Origin of the sequence: Sphingomonas yabuuchiae (assembly GCF_001477495.1) — a bacterium.
Taxonomy (GTDB): Bacteria; Pseudomonadota; Alphaproteobacteria; order Sphingomonadales; family Sphingomonadaceae; genus Sphingomonas; species Sphingomonas yabuuchiae_A.
Genome location: NZ_LDTF01000092.1, coordinates 17,068 through 34,907, shown reverse-complemented (window position 1 = coordinate 34,907; position 17,840 = coordinate 17,068). Strand labels below are relative to the sequence as shown.

General features: G+C 67.2%; 18 protein-coding genes. 1 reads left to right on the top strand and 17 read right to left on the bottom strand.

Annotation, left to right across the window (positions count from 1 at the left end):
• Positions 1-54: 54 nt before the first annotated feature.
• The 8 genes from NS355_RS14695 to epsC form a co-directional block, all read right to left on the bottom strand.
• Complete coding sequence (locus NS355_RS14695; RefSeq protein ID WP_058746392.1) at positions 55-1,269, bottom strand: UxaA family hydrolase; 1,215 nt, start codon at positions 1,267-1,269, stop codon at positions 55-57.
• 8 nt (positions 1,270-1,277) lie between these two features.
• Positions 1,278-1,577 carry a UxaA family hydrolase gene (locus tag NS355_RS14690; protein WP_058746383.1) on the bottom strand — a complete coding sequence of 100 codons (300 nt, stop codon included), beginning with the start codon at positions 1,575-1,577 and terminating at the stop codon, positions 1,278-1,280.
• The gene (locus NS355_RS14685; protein WP_058746382.1) at positions 1,574-2,602 is read right to left on the bottom strand and encodes an aldo/keto reductase; all 1,029 of its coding nucleotides are present in this window, start codon (positions 2,600-2,602) and stop codon (positions 1,574-1,576) included. Before NS355_RS14685 ends, NS355_RS14690 begins: the two co-directional genes overlap by 4 nt.
• Positions 2,599-3,486, bottom strand: a complete 888-nt coding sequence (locus tag NS355_RS14680) for an amidohydrolase family protein (RefSeq protein ID WP_058746391.1) — start codon at positions 3,484-3,486, stop codon at positions 2,599-2,601. The genes NS355_RS14685 and NS355_RS14680 overlap by 4 nt, the downstream gene beginning before the upstream one ends.
• A complete protein-coding gene (locus tag NS355_RS14675; protein ID WP_058746381.1) occupies positions 3,483-4,214 on the bottom strand; it encodes an SDR family oxidoreductase in 732 nt (243 codons plus the stop codon). Before NS355_RS14675 ends, NS355_RS14680 begins: the two co-directional genes overlap by 4 nt.
• Positions 4,214-5,530 (bottom strand): L-fucose:H+ symporter permease, encoded by a 1,317-nt coding sequence (gene fucP, locus NS355_RS14670; RefSeq protein WP_275934732.1) that lies wholly within the window; start codon positions 5,528-5,530, stop codon positions 4,214-4,216. Before fucP ends, NS355_RS14675 begins: the two co-directional genes overlap by 1 nt.
• A 176-nt stretch (positions 5,531-5,706) precedes the next feature.
• Positions 5,707-6,447, bottom strand: a complete 741-nt coding sequence (locus NS355_RS14665; protein ID WP_209445108.1) for a gamma-glutamyl-gamma-aminobutyrate hydrolase family protein — start codon at positions 6,445-6,447, stop codon at positions 5,707-5,709.
• Positions 6,444-7,400, bottom strand: a complete 957-nt coding sequence (epsC, locus tag NS355_RS14660) for a serine O-acetyltransferase EpsC (protein ID WP_058746388.1) — start codon at positions 7,398-7,400, stop codon at positions 6,444-6,446. The genes NS355_RS14665 and epsC overlap by 4 nt, the downstream gene beginning before the upstream one ends.
• Before the next feature lie 221 nt (positions 7,401-7,621).
• On the opposite strand from epsC, the gene NS355_RS14655 reads away from it, so the two are divergent.
• Positions 7,622-8,641 carry a class 1 fructose-bisphosphatase gene (locus tag NS355_RS14655; protein WP_042485872.1) on the top strand — a complete coding sequence of 340 codons (1,020 nt, stop codon included), beginning with the start codon at positions 7,622-7,624 and terminating at the stop codon, positions 8,639-8,641.
• Between the two features lie 276 nt (positions 8,642-8,917).
• Here NS355_RS14655 and NS355_RS14650 read toward each other — a convergent pair whose 3' ends face one another.
• The 9 genes from NS355_RS14650 to NS355_RS14610 all read right to left on the bottom strand — a co-directional run bounded on the left by NS355_RS14650 (position 8,918) and on the right by NS355_RS14610 (position 17,804).
• Positions 8,918-9,964 (bottom strand): LacI family DNA-binding transcriptional regulator, encoded by a 1,047-nt coding sequence (locus NS355_RS14650; RefSeq protein WP_244489698.1) that lies wholly within the window; start codon positions 9,962-9,964, stop codon positions 8,918-8,920.
• 139 nt (positions 9,965-10,103) lie between these two features.
• A complete protein-coding gene (locus tag NS355_RS14645; protein WP_058746380.1) occupies positions 10,104-11,786 on the bottom strand; it encodes a GMC family oxidoreductase in 1,683 nt (560 codons plus the stop codon).
• Between the two features lie 30 nt (positions 11,787-11,816).
• Positions 11,817-12,650 carry a sugar phosphate isomerase/epimerase family protein gene (locus tag NS355_RS14640; RefSeq protein ID WP_058746379.1) on the bottom strand — a complete coding sequence of 278 codons (834 nt, stop codon included), beginning with the start codon at positions 12,648-12,650 and terminating at the stop codon, positions 11,817-11,819.
• The gene (locus NS355_RS14635; protein WP_058746378.1) at positions 12,647-13,231 is read right to left on the bottom strand and encodes a gluconate 2-dehydrogenase subunit 3 family protein; all 585 of its coding nucleotides are present in this window, start codon (positions 13,229-13,231) and stop codon (positions 12,647-12,649) included. Before NS355_RS14635 ends, NS355_RS14640 begins: the two co-directional genes overlap by 4 nt.
• Complete coding sequence (locus NS355_RS14630) at positions 13,228-14,055, bottom strand: 3-keto-disaccharide hydrolase (protein WP_058746377.1); 828 nt, start codon at positions 14,053-14,055, stop codon at positions 13,228-13,230. Before NS355_RS14630 ends, NS355_RS14635 begins: the two co-directional genes overlap by 4 nt.
• A gap of 11 nt (positions 14,056-14,066) precedes the next feature.
• Positions 14,067-14,987 (bottom strand): hydroxypyruvate isomerase family protein, encoded by a 921-nt coding sequence (locus NS355_RS14625; protein ID WP_058746376.1) that lies wholly within the window; start codon positions 14,985-14,987, stop codon positions 14,067-14,069.
• Positions 14,984-16,288: an MFS transporter gene (locus tag NS355_RS14620; protein ID WP_058746375.1), complete on the bottom strand. Its 1,305-nt coding sequence runs from the start codon at positions 16,286-16,288 to the stop codon at positions 14,984-14,986. Before NS355_RS14620 ends, NS355_RS14625 begins: the two co-directional genes overlap by 4 nt.
• 68 nt (positions 16,289-16,356) lie before the next feature.
• Positions 16,357-17,415, bottom strand: coding sequence for a sugar phosphate isomerase/epimerase family protein (locus NS355_RS14615; protein WP_058746374.1), 1,059 nt, complete (start codon positions 17,413-17,415; stop codon positions 16,357-16,359).
• Entirely contained in the window at positions 17,412-17,804 is a 393-nt protein-coding gene (locus tag NS355_RS14610) for a c-type cytochrome (protein ID WP_058746373.1), read from the bottom strand. Before NS355_RS14610 ends, NS355_RS14615 begins: the two co-directional genes overlap by 4 nt.
• Between the last annotated feature and the right edge of the window lie 36 nt (positions 17,805-17,840).

Here is a 17,840-nt window from a genome sequence, read left to right as displayed (position 1 = left end):
TCCTTACGGAAGCGCCCCGCCCCCGCCCCTGAACGGGGGAAGATTCAGCCCTCCTTACGCCGCGTGCGGCAGACAGCCCGGCCCCTTGGCCCCCGCCGCCTTGTAGGTCAGCACGAACTCCTGATGGCCCAGCGCTTCCGACTTGGTCTGCGCGCCGCCCGATACCGCGACGATCAGGTCGACGATCTCCGCGCCCACCTCGTCCAGCGTGGCGTCGCCGTACAGGATGCGCCCGGCGTTGACGTCCATATCGCCTTCCATCCGGGCATACATTTCCGGATTGGCCGCGACCTTGATGACCGGCGAGATGGCCGAGCCGACCACCGATCCGCGCCCGGTCACGAACAGGTTGATATGCGCGCCGCACGCGATCAGTTCGCCGATCTCGGCATTGTCGACGATGTTGGGGAAGCCGAATTTCGGATCGCCCGCCGGCACCACGTCGAGCAGGTACAGACCCGGTCCCGGCGCCTGTTCGGCGGGAAGGATGACGCCGGTGATCGGACGGCTGCCAGATTTGGCATAGGCGCCCGCCGACTTCTCCTCCTGGCTGGTCAGGCCGCCCTCGGCATTGCCGGGCGCGAAGCTGCCATAGCCCATGGCGCGATAGTAACGCTCGGCCTGCGCGACCGAGGCGATCAGGTCCTGCGCTACCTCCGGCGTCGCGGCGCGCTCGGCCATATGGCCCTCGCACCCGATCATCTCGCCGGTTTCCTCGAAGATGCAGATCGCACCCGCATCATAAAGCGTGTCGAAGGCGCGGCCGACCGCCGGGTTGCCGGTGATGCCGCTGGTCCCGTCCGACCCGCCGCAGATGGTGCCGATCACCAGTTCCGACATGGTCATCGGCACGCGCACGGCCTGCGCATCCGCCGCCGCCCGGACACGCTCGACGGCGGCGATCCCCGCCTCCATCGCGCCGCGCGTGCCGCCCGACTGCTGGATGACGATCGTCTCGACAGGACGCCCCTGTTCACGCGCATTGGCGGCCAGCGCCTCGCGGTTGAAGCTCTCGCAACCCAGCGACAGCAGGACAACGCCGCCGACATTGGGATGCGTGGTCAGCGCCTTCATCATCGCGAGCGCATAGTCATTGGGGTAGCAGCCGGGAAAGCCGATCAGCTGCACGCGCGGATCGTCCATCCGGTCGACGATCCGCCGCGCGACATGATGCGCGCACTCGACCAGATAGACGACGACGATCGCGTCGCGAATGCCCTTGCGCCCGTCGGGACGGGCCCAGGCCTGCCAGGTCCGCCCGGTCGTCATGCCCCCGTTCATGCGTGATCTCCGTGCGCGTCGCGCAGGTGCGCGGGAATATAGTCGCTTTGCATATTGTGCATATGGACCCAGCCACCGGCGGGCGCGTCATGCGTCATCGACCCGATCGGCATGCCATATTTGATGACCTTGTCGCCGGTCGCCAAGGGGAAAACCGCCAGCTTGTGGCCCAGCGCGACGCGTTCCGTCACGGTCAGCGCATGGCCGTCGACCAGGATATGCTCGCCCGGCTCGACCGTGCGGCAGCAGACGGCGACATTGTCGGTCGGGGTCAGTCGGATGGCGGCGACGCTCATGCGCCCTCTCCCGGCAAGGGCGCGTCGGGGCGGACCAGCCCTTCGGCACGCAAGTCCGCCCAGAAGGCGGACGGGATGGGTTCGGCGTAGAGGCGCATCGTGTCGGATACCTGTTGCGGATCGGCGATACCGGGAATGACGCTGGCCACCAGCGGATGGGCCAGCACGAAGGCGAGCGCGGCGGCGGGCAGCGAAACCCGGTGACGCGCGGCCACCGCCTCCAGCGCGCGGACCCTGGCGAGGACGGTTTCGGGCGCCGGCGCGTAATTGTAGCGCCCGGCCGCCGCACTGCCCGTGGCCAGGATGCCGCTATTATACGGGCCGCCGATCACGATCGACGTGCCCGCCATCGCGCAGGCCGGGAACAGCGCATCGAGCGCGCCCTGTTCCAGCAGGGTGTATCGCCCGGCCAGCAGGATCACGTCGAACCGCACCGCCTCCATCAGGTCCAGACAGACCTCGACTTCGTTGACGCCCAGCCCGAAACCGGAGATCGCGCCCTGATCGCGCAAGCTCTCCAACGCCCTAAAGCCGCCGCCCGCGATCAGCTGTTCGCGATACCGGGCATCGGCCTCGCCATGGGTGACCCGGCCGATGTCATGGACGAACAGCATGTCGACGCGCGCCAGGCCCAGCCGTTGCAGGCTCTGCTCATGGCTGCGCAGGATGCCGTCATAGCTATAGTCGTAGCGGGCACGGAACGGCATGGCGGTGTGAAAGCCGTCGCGTTCGCGGTCGTCGGTGATGCTGGCGTCCGGGTCCATCAGCCGCCCGACCTTGGTCGAGACGATCACGTCGCCCCGCCCGCGCAAGCCATCGCCCAGCCGCCGCTCGCTCAGCCCCCGGCCATAATGAGGGGCGGTGTCGAAATACCGGAAACCGGCCGATAGCGCGGCGTCCAGCGTCACGGCGGCGCTGGCATCGTCGATCGCGGCATAGAGATTGCCCATCGCCGCCGCACCAAAACCCAGTTCGGGCAAGGCGCAGTCGGTATGGCCCATCTTGCGACGGGGAATGTCGGTCATAGGTTCAGGCCCAATCGATAGATCCGGTCGGCATTGCGCCCCCACAGGTCGCGCCGCTCGTCATCGGAAAAGCCGCTCAGCAACGCCTCGTAAGCGCCGAGCGTATGGTCGAGACCGGCGGCAAGCCGGTCGGTCGGAAAGTTGGTCGCGACCATCACCCGGTCGGTGCCGAAACGGTCGATCACCTCGGCAACGATATCGGCGAAACCGGCGGGATCGAAGCGCGGTCCTATGAACCCCGCCCCCGACAGCTTGATCGCGGCATGGGGCATGGCGGCAAAAGCGATCAATCCGGCGCGCCATTCCTCCAGCCCGTCTGCCGGGATGGGCAGCGCGAGGTGGTTGAGGATGACCGGCACCTCGGGATGCTGGCCTGCGACCTCGGCCAGTCCCGACAGTTGCGCGGGAAAGCCGTGGAAATCATAGCTCAGCCCATAGCGACCGAGCAGCGCATAACCCGCCCGCCAGCGCGGATCGCGGGTCAGGTCACGCTCATAGGCCCGGCGCGCGGGGTCGGTCGGGTGCCAGTTGATAAGGTGACGGATGCCCTTCACCCGTGGCTGCGCCGCCTGCCATGCCAGTCGCGCCTCGACCGCCGGGTGATCGAGTTCGACCCGCGCGACGATCGCGCCGGGCAGGCCGTCCTCATCCGCGACGCCGTTCAGCCAGATCGTCTCGTCCGCACCCTGATCGGGATGCGCACCCGCATCGACATGCACCGCGCCCGCCAGATTCCACCCTGCCAACTCCGCCCGGTAATCGGCGATTCGATAGCTCGCGGCGATCGGCGCGGTCTCGGGCGCGTCCAGCCATGGGTAGCGCAGCACCGCGTGATCCCACAGATGGAAATGCGCGTCGACGAAAGGCGGGCGCGTGTGCGTCACGCCATCGTCCATCCGCCGTCGATGGCGTGCATCTGGCCGGTGGTATAGGCGCTCTCGTCCGAGGCGAGATAGAGGGCGAGCGCGGCGACTTCCTCGGCGCGGCCCAGCCGCCCCATGGGCTGGCGCGCGACGAAGGCGGCACGCGCGGCCTCCGCATCGCCGGTCGCGGCCAGCCGCTCGTCGAGGCTGGGCGACTGGACGGTGCCGGGGCAGATTGCGTTGCAGCGAATGCCCTTCCCGACATAGTCCAGCGCGACCGAACGGGTGATCCCTGCGACCGCGCCCTTGGACGCGCAATAGGCGTAGCGATTGGGCACACCGATCAGCGCCCCCGCGACCGAGGCCATGTTGACGATCGAGCCACCGCCTTGTGCGATCATCGCGGGCACGAACGCCTGAAGCATATGGGTGATCGCATGGACGTTCAGGTCGAAGGACAGGCGATATCCCCCGTCCTGCGTCGCCAGCAGGTCGCCCGCATCGACATAGCCCGCACAGTTGAACAGCACATCGACCGCGCCCGTCCGCTCGCCGAACGCGGCGATCGCCGCCGGGTCGGTCAGGTCCAGTATTTCGGTCGTGCAGCCCCGAAGGCTGGCCAGCGCATCGGCATTGCGATCGACCGCGATCACCTCTGCCCCCTCGGCGGCGAACAGTTCGGCGGCGGCGCGGCCGATGCCCTGTCCGGCGCCCGTCACGATCGCCCGCTTACCCTGCAGACGGTTCATCAATTCATCTCCTTCCGGCGGCCCAGCATCAGGGCGAAGAGTGTCACGACCACGAAGCTGACGGTCGGGACCAGCATCGCGCTGGTAATACCGGCATGGTCGGACACCAAGCCCATCAATGCGGTCAGCCCCGCCCCGCCGATGATCGCCATGACGATCAGCGACGCCCCCGCCCGGCGCAACGGCCCCAGCCCCTCGATCCCCAGCGCGAAGATGGTCGGGAACTGGATCGACATGAAGAAGCTTGCCGCGACCAGCGCGATCAAGCCCGGCCAGCCGCCCAGCATGGCCGCCACGGCGGTCAGCAGGACCGAAAGCCCTGCGAACAGCGCCAGCAGCTTCACCGGTGCGGCGCGCCCCATCAGCGCGCTGCCCAGGAAACGCCCGGCAGCGAACAGCACCAGCGAGAAGAACAGCGCATCCGCGCCGCCCCGCTCATTCAGGCCGACATTGGCCTGGGCATAGCGGATCGTATAGCTCCACACGCCGACCTGCGCGCCGACATAGAAGAACTGTGCGACGACCGCCCCCATCAGGCGCGGCTGGCGGAACACGTCGACGAAGCGGCCGCCGCGCCCTTCCTCCGCACGGACCGGCGTACCGCTGGGAAAACGGACCAGGGCGGCCGCCACGGCGAACAGCAACACGACGATCGCGATCGCGACATAGGGCGGCGCGATGGCCTGCACCTCGGCCTTGTAGAAAGCGGTGCGTGCGGCGGCGTCCATCGTGGCGAGCGCCCGCTCGTCATGTTCGATGCCCGACAGGATGAAGAAGCGTCCGATCAGGACACCGGTGATCGCGCCCAGCGGATTGGCCGCCTGCGCCCAGTTGAGCCGCCGGGTCGCCCCAGCCGGATCGCCCAGCTCACCCATCAGCGGATTGGCCGAGGTTTCGAGGAAGGCGAGGCCCGCCGCGATCACGAACAGGCCGAGCAGGAACAACTGGTACAGGCTCGCCGCCGCCGCCGGATAGAAGAGCAGCGCGCCGGTGCCATAGAGCGTCAGCCCCAGCACGATCGCCGCCTTGTAGCCGTAACGGCGCATCACCATCGAGGCGGGCACCGCCAGCAGGAAATAGCCGAGATAGAAGACCTGCTGGACGAAGCTGGTCCCGAAATCGCTGAGCGTGAAGGCCTTGCGGAATTGCGCGATCAGGATGTCGTTCAGGTTGTTGGCCATCCCCCACAGGAAGAACAGGCTGACCGTGATGATGAGCGCGGGAAGATTGCTGCGCGCGACCGTATCGCCATGGCCGGCGGCATCACCGTCCCGCCCCGTCATGGCCATCGGGGGTAGATCGACAGGCAGCGCCATCAGCCTTGTCCTCGCTTGTGCCGTCCCGTGCCGACTGACGCCATCACGACTCCTTCTCCATGAAAGTCATATTTTATGAGCGCGACTGTACGGCGAGCCGAGCGCCGAACGCAAGCGCTATCCGACGGCGCGAACCGTCCCTGCGACAATCGATGGAGGACCGGGGAAAATGGCGGTCAGGCGTGGCCGCGCACAGATTCGCCCAGCATGGTGAAGAAGCCGCGCGCCACGCCGCAAGTCGCGATGCCCCATTCGGGATGCCACTGCACCGCCAGCACATCCGCGCCGCAGCCGGGCGCGCGGAACGCCTCGATCAGCCCGTCCTCGGCATCGCGTGCCTCGACCACCAGGCCATAGCCCAGCCGGTCGACGCCCTGCTGATGCACTGAGTTGACCTCGACCCGGCGATGCCCGCTGCGCCCGGCCAGCGCGCCGCCGGGCATCAGGTCGACGGGGTGGTGGTGGCCGAACAACGTGTCGTAATCGCCGTCCCACGAACCACGATGATGACGCGGCAACCCGCCCAGGCAGGTCAGCGAGCCGCCGAACAGCACATTGATCTCCTGCATTCCCCGGCAGATGCCGAACACCGTCTTGCCGCGTTCGATCATCCGCCCCGCCAGCGCCAGCGCGACCGAATCCCGCTGCGGGTCGCAGGCTTGCGGCGCCAGTTCGGCGCAGTCGCCATATTGGGCGGGGGCGACATGCGAGCGCCCACCGGTCAGCAGCAGCCCGTCGAGCATGTCGGCCATCAACGCAGTGTCGACCGCTTCGGGCACGGCGGGGACGATCAGAACGCTCGCGCCGCACAGCTGGACCAGCGGTTCGATGAAGCGCGTTGCCACCGCCTGGATCGGACGGCTGGAAACCTCATTGCCGCACATCAGGCCGATGACCGGTTTGCGCCCCTGCTTCATGCCGTCCCCTCCAATTCCTGCCGCAATGCCCGCGCGTCCGCGCGCGGCAGCGCCAGCGCCTCGGGCTGGACGAGCACGCTGTCCGGCTCGACATCGGTCAACAACCAGACATTGCCCCCGATCACCGACCGCGCCCCGATCGTCACCCGCCCCAAGATCGTGGCCCCCGCATAGATGATGACGTCATCCTCGACGATGGGATGGCGCGAGAAACGGTCGCGCGGCGAACGCGGCGCGGTGCCCAGCGCCGAACGCGCACCCAGCGTCACATGCTGGTACACGCGCACGCGCTCGCCGATGATCGCGGTCTCGCCGACGACGACGCCCGTGCCATGGTCGATGAAGAAATGCCGCCCGATGGTCGCGCCCGGATGGATGTCGATCCCGGTCCGCTCATTGGCGAGTTCGGAGATCGTCCGTGCCACGATCGGCGCGCCCAGTGCGTTCAGCTCATGCGCGATACGGTGGTGCAGGCTGGCGATGGCACCGGGATAGCAGAGCAGGATCTCGTCGACGCTGCGCGCGGCGGGATCGGCCAGGAACGCCGCCTCGACATCGCTGTCGATCAGCTCGCGCACCTGCGGCAGGGTCGCCCCGAACAGCCGCGACACCAGCGCCGCCTGTTCGGGCGGAAAGGCGGCGTCGACATCCTTCTGCCAATAGGCCAGCTCGGCCCCGATCTCACGCTCCAGCGCGGTCAGCGCGGCGAGCAGCTTGGCGGCGACGAAACGATCCTCCTCCTGCGCCGCGCCCCGGAAATGGCCCAGGCGGCGCGGATAGAGCGCGGCGGCGACCAGCGCGACGACATCCTCGACGCCGCTGCGTGACGGAAACTGCTCGACATCGCGGCCCGCATCCTGCCGCACCCGCCAGCCATGCCGGGCGGTGCGCAACGCCGATACGATGCCGTCAATGCCCGTCGAGGCATGACCCTGCATGGGGGTGTCCGTCATCAGCCGTCCGGTCGTCATAAGCGATCCTCCGACCTCCATCATATCCCATTTGCGAAGTGGGATATAACAGATTTGCTACGGTCCCATAAAGCGCCAGCTTTGCTTAACGTCAGGTTGCGCATGCGAAGAGGCCGGTCCATGGTCCGCCCGCCACCATGGCTTGGCCCGGCGGGAGGGAGCCCGCGGGGCCGATCATTTCCTGGCCAATCCCGGAGCAATCGATGACGACGCCGCGCCAGACGACGCTGACCCGTTTCCTGATCGAGGAGCAGCGCCGCTCCGAAGAGACCTGCCCCGCCGAGCTTCGCCTTCTGATCGAGACGGTCGCCCGCGCCTGCAAGGCGGTGAATCAGGCGATTTCCAAGGGCGCGCTGGGCGATGTGCTCGGCAGCCTGGGCAGCGAGAATGTGCAGGGCGAGGTCCAGAAGAAGCTGGACGTGATCGCCAACGACCTGCTGCTCGATGCGAACGAATGGGGCGGACACCTGGCCGCCATGGCGTCGGAGGAGATGGAGACGATCCACCGCATTCCCAATCGCTTTCCGCGTGGCGAATATCTGCTGCTGTTCGATCCCATCGACGGGTCGAGCAATGTCGATGTCGACCTGTCGGTCGGCACCATCTTCTCGGTCCTGCGCGCGCCCGAGGATTGCGCGGGCCGCGAAGTGACCGAGGCGGACTTCCTCCAGCCCGGCCGGGCGCAAGTGGCGGCGGGCTATGCGATCTATGGACCGCAGACGCTGCTCGTCCTGACGGTCGGCACCGGCGTCTATGAGTTCACGCTGGACCGCGAAATCGGATCGTGGCGGCTGACCGACGGGCCGATGCGTATCCCCACCGGCACCAAGGAATTCGCGATCAACATGGCGCGCCGCCGCCAATGGTCGCCCGGTATCGCGCGCTATATCGAAGAGCGCATCCTCGGCACCGAGGGGCCGCTGGGCGAGGATTACAATATGCGCTGGACCGCCTCGATGGTGGCGGATGTCCACCGTATCCTGAAGCGGGGCGGCGTGTTCCTCTATCCGGGCGACCACCGCAAAGACGGCAAGGCCAAGCTGCGCCTGCTTTATGAGGCGAACCCGATGAGCTTCCTGATCGAACAGGCGGGCGGCGCGTCGATCGACGGCGCCATCCCGATCATGGAGGTCGAGGCGGTCGGCCTGCACCAGCGCGTCGGCGTGGTGCTGGGCGATCCCGAGGAAGTCGCGCTGATCGCGGACTATGGGCGGACGGGGTAACCCGGTCGCCCCTCCTTCTTCTATTCCGTTCCCCGGCGAAGGCCGGGGCCCAGTTGCGGTGAATGATCGGGGGCGGGATGGATGGGCCTCCCCCGCCTCGCGGCGCGCTCCACGCACTTGATGGCGCCTGGGCCCCGGCCTTCGCCGGGGAACGGGGGTTTGTGAAACGCCCATCCCCCCTGCCCCGTTCAGCCTGAGCGAAGTCGAAGGCCAAGGGATCCGGGTAGCGCCAGGGCGTGCACTTCGACTTCGCTCCGTGCGAACGGAGGAAGGGAATCATCCCCGCCCTACCGACTCCCGCACCACCAGCTCGAAATCCACCACCCGGTCCTCCACCACCCGCGAGCGTAGCGCCGCCAGCACCTGCTCGACCGCGCGGAAGGCCATGTCGCCGACCGGCTGGCGGATCACCGTCAGCGGCGGCCAGAGCCGGGCCGCGATCGCGGTATCGTCGAACCCGGTCACTGCCAGTTCGTCCGGCAGCCGCAGGCCCCGGCGCGAGGCCTCGCCGATCAGCCCGGCGGCCATGTCGTCGCTGCTGCACAGGATCGCGCTCGGCCGGTCCTGGCGGTCGAGCAGCGCCCCGCCCGCCGCCGCGCCCGCCGCCGGATCGAACCCGGCGCGCACGACCAGCGACGGGTCGTACGCGATCCCGCTCGCCGCCAGCCCGTCGCGAAATCCCGCCAACCGCTCATCGGCGACCGAGAAATGCTGTGGCCCCGCCAGAAAGCCGATGCGGCGATGCCCGGCCCGCACGACATGCGCGGTCATCGCCGCCATCGCCGCGCGATTGTCGATCCGCACCGTCGCCATGTCGGACATCACCTGCCCCGTCGCGATCGCCGCCGCCGCGACGCCCAGTTCCTCGAACAGCCCCGACCCGCTCAACAATTCGGCAAAGGGAGGCAGGAGCAACACCGCCGCCGCGCCGCTCTGCACCAGCGTGCGCAGCGCCGCCTCGGCCGCTTCGCGGGTCAGACCCTCTTCGGCCTGGGCGATGAATTGCAGACCGCGCGCATTGCTCGCGCGCAGCGCGCCGAGCAGCACCGAATCAATAAAGGGCGTGCCCTTGTCACTATAGAGCAGCCCCAGCGTCGTCGCCCGCGCCTTGGCCAGGCGGCGTGCCGCGACATTGGGAACGTAACCCAGCGCTTCGATCGCCGCGAGCACCGCCGCGCGCGTCGTGGGGCTGACGCGGCCAGCACCGTTGATGACGTTGGAGACGGTCATCGCCGACACCCCCGCCCGCTCGCCGACCGCGCGGATGGTGACGCCTTCGGGGCGTTTGGCGATGGTAACAGGCTTAGGGCTGGAAGACGTCACTGCGCCTCGCCCCTCCCCTTCAGGGGAGGGGTCGGGGGTGGGGCGGCTCCGCAAGCATGTGGCCTGTGGCGAGGCCCCACCCCAACCCCTCCCCTGAAGGGGAGGGGCTCAACCTCTGCCCAAATGGTCGCCTCCAACCTCAGACCGCCCCCGCCTTCAGCCCCTTGACCGCATGATCCGCCGCGCGCGCGGTCAGCGCCATGAAGGTCAGCGAGGGGTTCACGCACGACACCGACGCCATCTGCGCCCCGTCCGTCACATAGAGGTTGGACGCATCATGCGCCTGGCTCCATTTGTTGAGCACCGACTGGCGCGGGTCCGCACCCATGCGTGCACCGCCCATTTCATGGATCGCGTCGCCCGGCACATGCTCGGACTCGCCGCTGGTGACGTTCTTCATGCCCGCCGCGCGCAGCATCGCCTCGCCCTCGCGTCGGGCGTCGGCCATCATCTTCAACTCGTTGTCGCGGAAGGTCACGTCGAACTTCATCAGCGGCACACCGAAGCGATCGACCTTGCTGGAATGCAGCGACACGCGATTGTCCTCGTAAGGAAGGCATTCGCCGAACGCGCCCATGCTGAACTGCCACGGCCCATAGCGGCGCATCCCATGTTTCATCTCCGCCCCGAAGCCGACCGGCTTGGCGGCGTTGCGATAGGCCGAGCCCTGATAGCCATAGCCGCGCCGGAAGCCGAGCCCTTCGTCGCCCTTCAGGTTACGGAAGCGCGGCACATAGACCCCGCCCGGACGACGGCCATATTCGATCAGGTCGTCCATGCCCGGAATCTCGCCCGACACGCCGACGCGGAAGATATGGTCCATGACATAGCGGCCCAGCGTCCCGCTGCTGTCGAAATGGCTGCGCTCCGAACCCGGCGCACGCGAGTTCATCAGGATCTGCACCGACGCCATCGCCGAGGCGCAGACGAAGACCAGATTCGCGGCAACCGTCTGCGCCTGCCCAGTCTTGGCATCGACATAGCGGACGCCGGTGACCTTCTTCTTCGCCGGATCATAATCGATCCCCGTCACCACCGCATCCGACTGGAGCGTCAGCCGCCCAGTCGCACGCGCGGCGGGCAGGGTCACGGCCTGGGTCGAGAAATACGCGCCGAACGAGCAGCCATTGCCGCACTGGTTGCGGAACTGGCATTTGGTACGGTTCTGGTCGGGCTTGTCCTCGGTCATGTTGGACAGGCGGGTGTGGATCAGCTTGCGCCCCGGGAACTGGCTTTCCAGCCGTTCCTTCAGCCACTTTTCCGCCACGTTCATCGGCATCGGCGGCTGGAACTCGCTGTCGGGCAGATAGGGCAGGTTCTCGCGCGAGCCGGACACGCCGATATATTTCTCGACATAGCTATACCAGGGCGCGACATCGTCATAGCGGATCGGCCAGTCGGCGGCGACGCCCTCGCGCTTGTTCGCCTCGAAATCGCCCTCGCTCCAGCGGAAGGACCAGCGCCCCCAGATCAGCGACTTGCCGCCGACCGCAGCGGGCCGGATCCAGTAGAATTTGCTCCCCTCGTCATAGGCATAGGGGTTCAGCCGGTCGTCATTGTAGAATTTCTGGTTGCTGGGGGCGACATAGCCCTGTTTGGCGATGAAATAATCGCTGTCCAGCAACGGCTTGGGCATGATATTGCGCGCCGGCACCTCGAAGGCGGGCTTGCCGTCATAGGGATAGCCCTCGCCATGTTCGACCATGACGCCCCGGTCGAGCATCAGGACGCGCAGGCCCTTTTCGGTCAGTTCCTTGGCGGCGAACCCGCCGCTGATCCCCGACCCGATTACGATCGCGTCGAAACGGTTCGTCGCCGCCATGGCTGTCCTCCCTATATCTGTCTTATCGTTTTAGAATCGAAGCGCTTGCAGCGTCCGGAAGCTGGTCGTGATGTCGGGCAGATAAGGCGCGGGCGCCTGGTCGTTCTCGACATAGAAATGCTTCACGCCCGCGAGGCCGTTGAGCTTAAAGAGCGACGCGAAGTCGATCTTGCCCGCACCCACCGCCGTCATGCTGCCGTCGGCGCGCGCATCCTTGACGTGATAGGCATAGATGCGCCCCGCGAGCCGCCGGATCAGCGCGGCCGCATCCACGCCCGCATGGATCGCCCAATAAAGGTCGATCTCCAGCTTTACGAGCGCCGGGTCGGTGCCCTTGAGCAGCCGGTCGTACAGGCTGATGCCGCCGGGCTTGGTGGTGAATTCGAAGTCGTGATTGTGATACGCGAAGCCCAGCCCCGCCTTCCTCAACTGCGCGGCGAAGCGGTTGATGTTGGGCAAAGCCGCGTTCCAGCCCGCCTCGGTGCGATGCTCGTCGGTCATATAGGGCAGGATGACGGTATCGGCGCCCAGCGTTTTCGCCATGGTCACGCACGCATCGAACTTGCCGAGCAGCGAGTCGTAAGGGACATGGATCGACGGCGCCTTCAGCCCCAGCCGGTCCTGCGTCCGGCGAAGCATGGCATGGTCCATCGCGTCGTAGCCGCCCCCGCCATATTCGACCTCGCGATAGCCGATCTTCGCCACCGCCTCCAAGGTCTTGACCGGGTCGGCGGCGAACAGCTCGCGGATCGTGTAGAGCTGGAGCCCGATGGCCCCGAGCTGCGCGGCCTGCGCCATGCCGGGCAGCAACGCGGCGGCACCCAGGCCCAGCCCTGCGCCCATCAGCGAACGACGATCGATCATGCCGAATACACCTTGTTGACCTTGGAATAGGGATAGGCGCCGTCGTACTCGCCGGGCACCGGCAGATATTCGCGTTCCTGGGTGATGCCGATCTCCGACGTGTAATAGCCGGTGATGACCAGTTGTCGGAACGGCTCGAAGAACGCCCGGCCCTCCGGCAGCACGCCCTCCATCGCCTCGGTCAGCAACGTGTCCTGTTGCGTAGGGCTCGCCTTGGCGGCGGCCAGCTTGTTGACGCTCTGGCTGCGCGCCTCGATCGCGTTCAGCCCGGCGATGATCGGCACCCGGTCGGCGGGCAGCGACCAGTCGGCCAGCATCTTCTCGATGAACGCAGGCACCCCGGCGGAGATCGCGCCGGGCGTGTCGGTGGTCGGCAGCACGCGCTCCGCCAGTGCGGTCATCGTCGCGCGCTGGACCGGTGTAAACACAGCGACGCTGGGCGGACCGTCCGAGATGACGGGGATGGCGCCGCGTGCCTGCTCCACGGCGCCCGCCGCCCGCGCGATGGGCGCGAACAGCGCGGAGCCGAACATGGCGGTGATCCCCGCCAAGGCATGTCTGCGGTCTATATGGGGGGTCATCGGGCATCCTCCGGCAGGTCCTGCGCGATCGCCTCAGGCGGCAGCGGGCGGACCCAGATATTGCGGAACGAGACGGGCGAGTCGTGATCCTGAAGCTGGATCGGTGCGGCATCGCCGTGGGCCTGATATTTCTCGACCTGCCGCCAGATGGTCGTGCCCAGCATAGCCTGATGGTTCTGCACGACCACGCCGTTCAACAGCGCGGTGACATAGGCCGGGCGCAGCAGCTTGCCGTCCGCCGCGAAACGCGGCCGCTCGAATATGATGTCGTAGCTCTGCCAATCGCCGGGCTTACGCGCGGCATTCACCAGCGGCGGCTTCCATGCATAGACCGCGCCGACCTGACCATCGGCATAGGTCGGGTTATTATAGCCGTCGAGGATCTGAACCTCATAGCGCTGCATGAACCAGATGCCGCTATTGCCCCGGTTCTGCGACGCTTTCTGCGGCGGGTTGGGGGAGCGGAATTCGAGATGAAGCTGCACGTCGCCGAAGCTCTGCTTGCTGACCAGCACGCTCTCGGCCTTCCCGTCGCGCGGGGGCACGGTCATCGCGCCGTCCTTCAGCACCCACGGCTTGCCGCTGGGCGTCCAGGCGTCCATCGAGCGTCCGTCGAACAACACCACCGCATCGGACGGCGCGCCGCCGGGCTGTGCGGCGGGGGTCACGACCTTCGGCGCGGGGCGGTCGGGATCATGGACATGCCATTTGCCACCCGGCAACATCGGCGTATCGCGAAAGCCCATGCCCGGCTTGTCCGCCTGCTGACCTTGGGCCACCGCACCACTCGCCACGGCCAATGCGATCAACGGCAATATCCGCATCGCTCCCCTCCTCATGCTGTCGGATCGATCGCGCGGTATGCCGCGATCAGCTTGTCTTCACCCGCCCGGCCCTTGACCGAATTGCCATGTTCCATGCCGATCACGCCGGCATAGCCCTGTGCCTTCAGGAAGCGGCAGATATTGGCGTAGTTGATCTCGCCGCTGCCCGGCTCGTTGCGGCCGGGATTGTCGCCGAACTGGATATAGCCGATCTCGTCCCAGCACAGCTTCATCGTCGGGATCAGGTTCCCCGACTGAATCTGCTCGTGATACAGGTCGGCCAGCACCTTCACGCCCGGGCTATTCGCCCCGCGCGCCACGGCATAGCCTTCCGCGATCGACTGCATGAAGACGCCCGGATGGTTGGTCCGCGTGTTGAGCGGCTCCATCACCAGCGCCATCCCGTGCGGCGCGACGATATCCCCTGCTCGGCGCATCACGTCGATGATCCGCCCCATCTGAATCGCGGGATGCAACCGCTTGTCCATAAAGCCGGTGACGACGGTCATCCGCGTCGCGCCGACCCGCTTGGCGACATCGACCGCGCTGGTCACATCGGCGAGGAACGCCTGTCGCTCGGCATCGTCGTCACCGCCCAGCAAGGGCCGCGATTCCGACCATTTAGGCATGGACGCGACGAACACGCCCATCGTCATCCTGCGATCGCGCAGCGCCTTGGCGATCGCCTCCTGCTCGGCGACCGGGCGGAGGCGATATTCATTGTCCTCCCAGGCCCAGAAACCCTGATCGGCGGCAAAGGCGATCTGCTCGACCGAGCTGTCGCCCCGGCTGGCGAAGCTGCCCAGATGCGGCGCGAAGCCCAGGGTGAAGCGCGCGGCATTCGAGGTCCGGCGGGCCTTCTGTCCCGCCAGCGCGGCGGCGGGGACGGCGGCGGCAAGACCGCCCATGACGGTGCGACGCGACCAGCTCATGCGACACTCTCCGCAACGGGATGACGGGGACGACGGCGCTCGGCCAGCCAAATGCCGCCGAACACGAACAACAGGATCACCGGCACGATCGCGAGCCGCGCAAAGGACTGCGACGCCGCCGCATCCTCGACCTGGCGCAGCGCTTCGCCGGTCAGCCGCGTGAACGCCTCCGGCCCGCCTGCCAACTCGACCTTGGCGGCATCGAACATCGCGCCCAATCGAGGCAGCACGAAGAAGCTGGACAACGCGCCCGCCGATCCGACCAGCCCCAGCGCCCAGGCCCCGCCGCGCGGATAACGCTCGGCGACCGAGGCCAGCATGGTCGGCCACATCGCACAGACGCCCAGCCCCCAGACGGTCGAGGCCAGGATCGCCGCCACTGGCGACTGGGCGCGCGACAGCAGGAACAGGCCGATGCCCGCCATCAGGCTCGACACCCAGAGCAGCCCAGGATTGGACAGCCGTCCCGCGATCCGCCCGGCAAAATGGCGGAACACGAACATCAGTGCGCTGACATAGACCAGCAACAGGATGCCGCGCATGCCCACCCGGCTGGTCAGCGCCACATCGAGCCACTGGCCCGGCGCCAGTTCGGACGCGGCGGTCAGGAACATCGCGGCGAACCAGACGAAGAAGCTCGGCCGCTTGAACACCTCGGCTATCATGCCGCCGAAACCGACGTCTCGTACCTCGCGCGGGACCGGCGGAAATTGGGTGGTCGCCGCCATCACCAGCACGCCCAGCGCCGGGATCAGCACCAGCGCCATGATCGCCTGCCACGACAGGATTTCCGCCAGCAGCACGCCCGCCAGCCCGCCGACGATCAGCCCCCCGGGATACCAAGCATGAAGCACGTTCAGCCGGTGCGTGGTGTCTTCCGGGTAAAGCCGGGCGGTCAGCGGGTTGATCGACGCCTCGGCCAGCCCCCAGCCGATACCGCTCAAGAGCATGCCGCCCCAGACGATGTGATAGACGCTCATGCCGGTCGCGACATGCCCCGCGCCGATGATCGCGCTTGTCCCGACCAGAAAGCACAGGCCACAACCGATCAGCATCTGGCGCGCACCGATCCGGTCGAGCAGCGCGCTCGCCACGAACAACGTCGCCGCAAAGCCGAGGAATGCCGAGCCCAGCGCCGATCCGATCAACTCGCCCGCCTCCACCGGCGCGATGGGATCGATCCACTCCACCCTCAGGCTCTTCGCCACCGCCGCGCGCAACGCCGCACTTGCGGCGGCCGTGAACAGCGCCAGCACGCTCAGCCAGAACAGACGCGACCGATTGTCCGGTATCGCTTCCATGCCCCTCTCCCGCTTATGTTTTTGTCAGACTTTACCTTCCGGGGCGGATGGTCAAGTCCTTGCAATCGTTAAATTCCCAGCCAGCGCTGATTGGCCGCCGGATCGCCGCCACCGGCGAAATCGTCAAAGGCACGCTCCGCCCGGCGGATCATGTGCGCGGCGATAAAGGGCGCCCCCTCGCGCGCGCCGTCCTCCGGGTGCTTCAGGCAACATTCCCATTCCAGCACCGCCCAACCGGCATAGCCGTACTGCGTCAGCTTGGAGAAAATGCCGCCGAAATCGACCTGCCCGTCGCCCAGCGAACGGAAGCGTCCCGGCCGATCCACCCAGTCGCTATAGCTGCCATAGACGCCCGCCCGGCCGGTCGGGTTGAACTCGGCATCCTTGACGTGGAACATGCGGATGCGGTTGTGGTAGAAATCGATGAACTGCAGATAATCCATCGCCTGCAGCACGAAATGGCTGGGGTCGTAGAGGATATTGGCGCGCTGATGGCCGCCGACCGAATCCAGGAACCGCTCGAACGTCGTACCGTCGTGCAGGTCTTCGCCCGGATGCAGCTCGTAGCAGAGATCGACACCTTCCTCCTCGAACGCATCGAGGATCGGGCGCCAGCGCTTGCCCAATTCGGCAAAGCCTTCCGCCACCAGCCCGGCGGGCCGCTGCGGCCAGGGATAGACGAAGGGCCAGAGCAACGCGCCCGAGAAAGTCGCATGGGCGCTCAGGCCCAATCGCCGACTGGCCTTAGCGGCATAAAGAAGCTGCTGGACCGCCCATTCCTGCCGCTCGGCAGGCTTGCCCCGCACCGCCTCCGGCGCGAAACCGTCGAAGGCGGCGTCATAGGCCGGGTGGACCGCGACCAGCTGTCCCTGCAAATGGGTCGACAATTCGGTGATCGCGACACCCGCCTCGGCACACCGCCCGGCGAGGTCGTCGCAATAGTCCTGGCTCTCGGCGGCCATTTTCAGGTCGATGCAGCGCGTATCCCAGGTCGGGATCTGCACGCCCTCATAACCCGCCTCCGCCATCCAGCGCGCCGCCGAGTCGAGCGTGTCGAACGGCGCAGCGTCGCCCATGAACTGCGCCAGGAAGATGCCCGGCCCACGCATGGCGGGAGCAGCACTCATTTCGCCGTCTCGGCCTTGAGATAGGCGATCAGCGCGGCGCGCTTGGCGGGATCGGCGATGCCGATCGGCATCCGCGTACCCGGCACCTTCTTCATCGGCGCGGCGATGAACTCATTGAGGGTCTTGTCGTCCCATTTCAGGCCCGACGCCTTCATCGCGGACGAATAGTTGAAGCCCGCGACCGAGCCCGCCTGCCGCCCGAATACGCCGTTCAGATTGGGGCCGACACCGTTGCGCCCGCCCTTGTTGAGTGTGTGACAGGCCCGGCACGCGGCAAAGGCCTGCGCACCCGCCGCGGGGGCGGTCTGTGCGGTCGACGGTGCCTGCACGGCCACGATCCCGGCGACCATGGCCGGTACGGCGGCGGCCAGCCCGATCAGCTGCCTCATCCTCTCTCTCCCGAAATTTTCTTGCCCAGACTCGCT

What these genes read in the sequence shown, in the direction of transcription:
- NS355_RS14635 (WP_058746378.1), bottom strand. Translation starts at nt 13,231, where the DNA reads ATGACCCCCCATATAGACCGCAGACATGCCTTGGCGGGGATCACCGCC.
- NS355_RS14685 (WP_058746382.1), bottom strand. Translation starts at nt 2,602, where the DNA reads ATGACCGACATTCCCCGTCGCAAGATGGGCCATACCGACTGCGCCTTG.
- fucP (WP_275934732.1), bottom strand. Translation starts at nt 5,530, where the DNA reads ATGGCGCTGCCTGTCGATCTACCCCCGATGGCCATGACGGGGCGGGAC.
- NS355_RS14620 (WP_058746375.1), bottom strand. Translation starts at nt 16,288, where the DNA reads ATGGAAGCGATACCGGACAATCGGTCGCGTCTGTTCTGGCTGAGCGTG.
- NS355_RS14610 (WP_058746373.1), bottom strand. Translation starts at nt 17,804, where the DNA reads ATGAGGCAGCTGATCGGGCTGGCCGCCGCCGTACCGGCCATGGTCGCC.
- NS355_RS14655 (WP_042485872.1), top strand. Translation starts at nt 7,622, where the DNA reads ATGACGACGCCGCGCCAGACGACGCTGACCCGTTTCCTGATCGAGGAG.
- NS355_RS14615 (WP_058746374.1), bottom strand. Translation starts at nt 17,415, where the DNA reads ATGAGTGCTGCTCCCGCCATGCGTGGGCCGGGCATCTTCCTGGCGCAG.
- NS355_RS14645 (WP_058746380.1), bottom strand. Translation starts at nt 11,786, where the DNA reads ATGGCGGCGACGAACCGTTTCGACGCGATCGTAATCGGGTCGGGGATC.
- NS355_RS14690 (WP_058746383.1), bottom strand. Translation starts at nt 1,577, where the DNA reads ATGAGCGTCGCCGCCATCCGACTGACCCCGACCGACAATGTCGCCGTC.
- NS355_RS14625 (WP_058746376.1), bottom strand. Translation starts at nt 14,987, where the DNA reads ATGAGCTGGTCGCGTCGCACCGTCATGGGCGGTCTTGCCGCCGCCGTC.
- NS355_RS14665 (WP_209445108.1), bottom strand. Translation starts at nt 6,447, where the DNA reads ATGAAGCAGGGGCGCAAACCGGTCATCGGCCTGATGTGCGGCAATGAG.
- NS355_RS14640 (WP_058746379.1), bottom strand. Translation starts at nt 12,650, where the DNA reads ATGATCGATCGTCGTTCGCTGATGGGCGCAGGGCTGGGCCTGGGTGCC.
- NS355_RS14695 (WP_058746392.1), bottom strand. Translation starts at nt 1,269, where the DNA reads ATGACGACCGGGCGGACCTGGCAGGCCTGGGCCCGTCCCGACGGGCGC.
- NS355_RS14675 (WP_058746381.1), bottom strand. Translation starts at nt 4,214, where the DNA reads ATGAACCGTCTGCAGGGTAAGCGGGCGATCGTGACGGGCGCCGGACAG.
- NS355_RS14630 (WP_058746377.1), bottom strand. Translation starts at nt 14,055, where the DNA reads ATGCGGATATTGCCGTTGATCGCATTGGCCGTGGCGAGTGGTGCGGTG.
- epsC (WP_058746388.1), bottom strand. Translation starts at nt 7,400, where the DNA reads ATGACGGACACCCCCATGCAGGGTCATGCCTCGACGGGCATTGACGGC.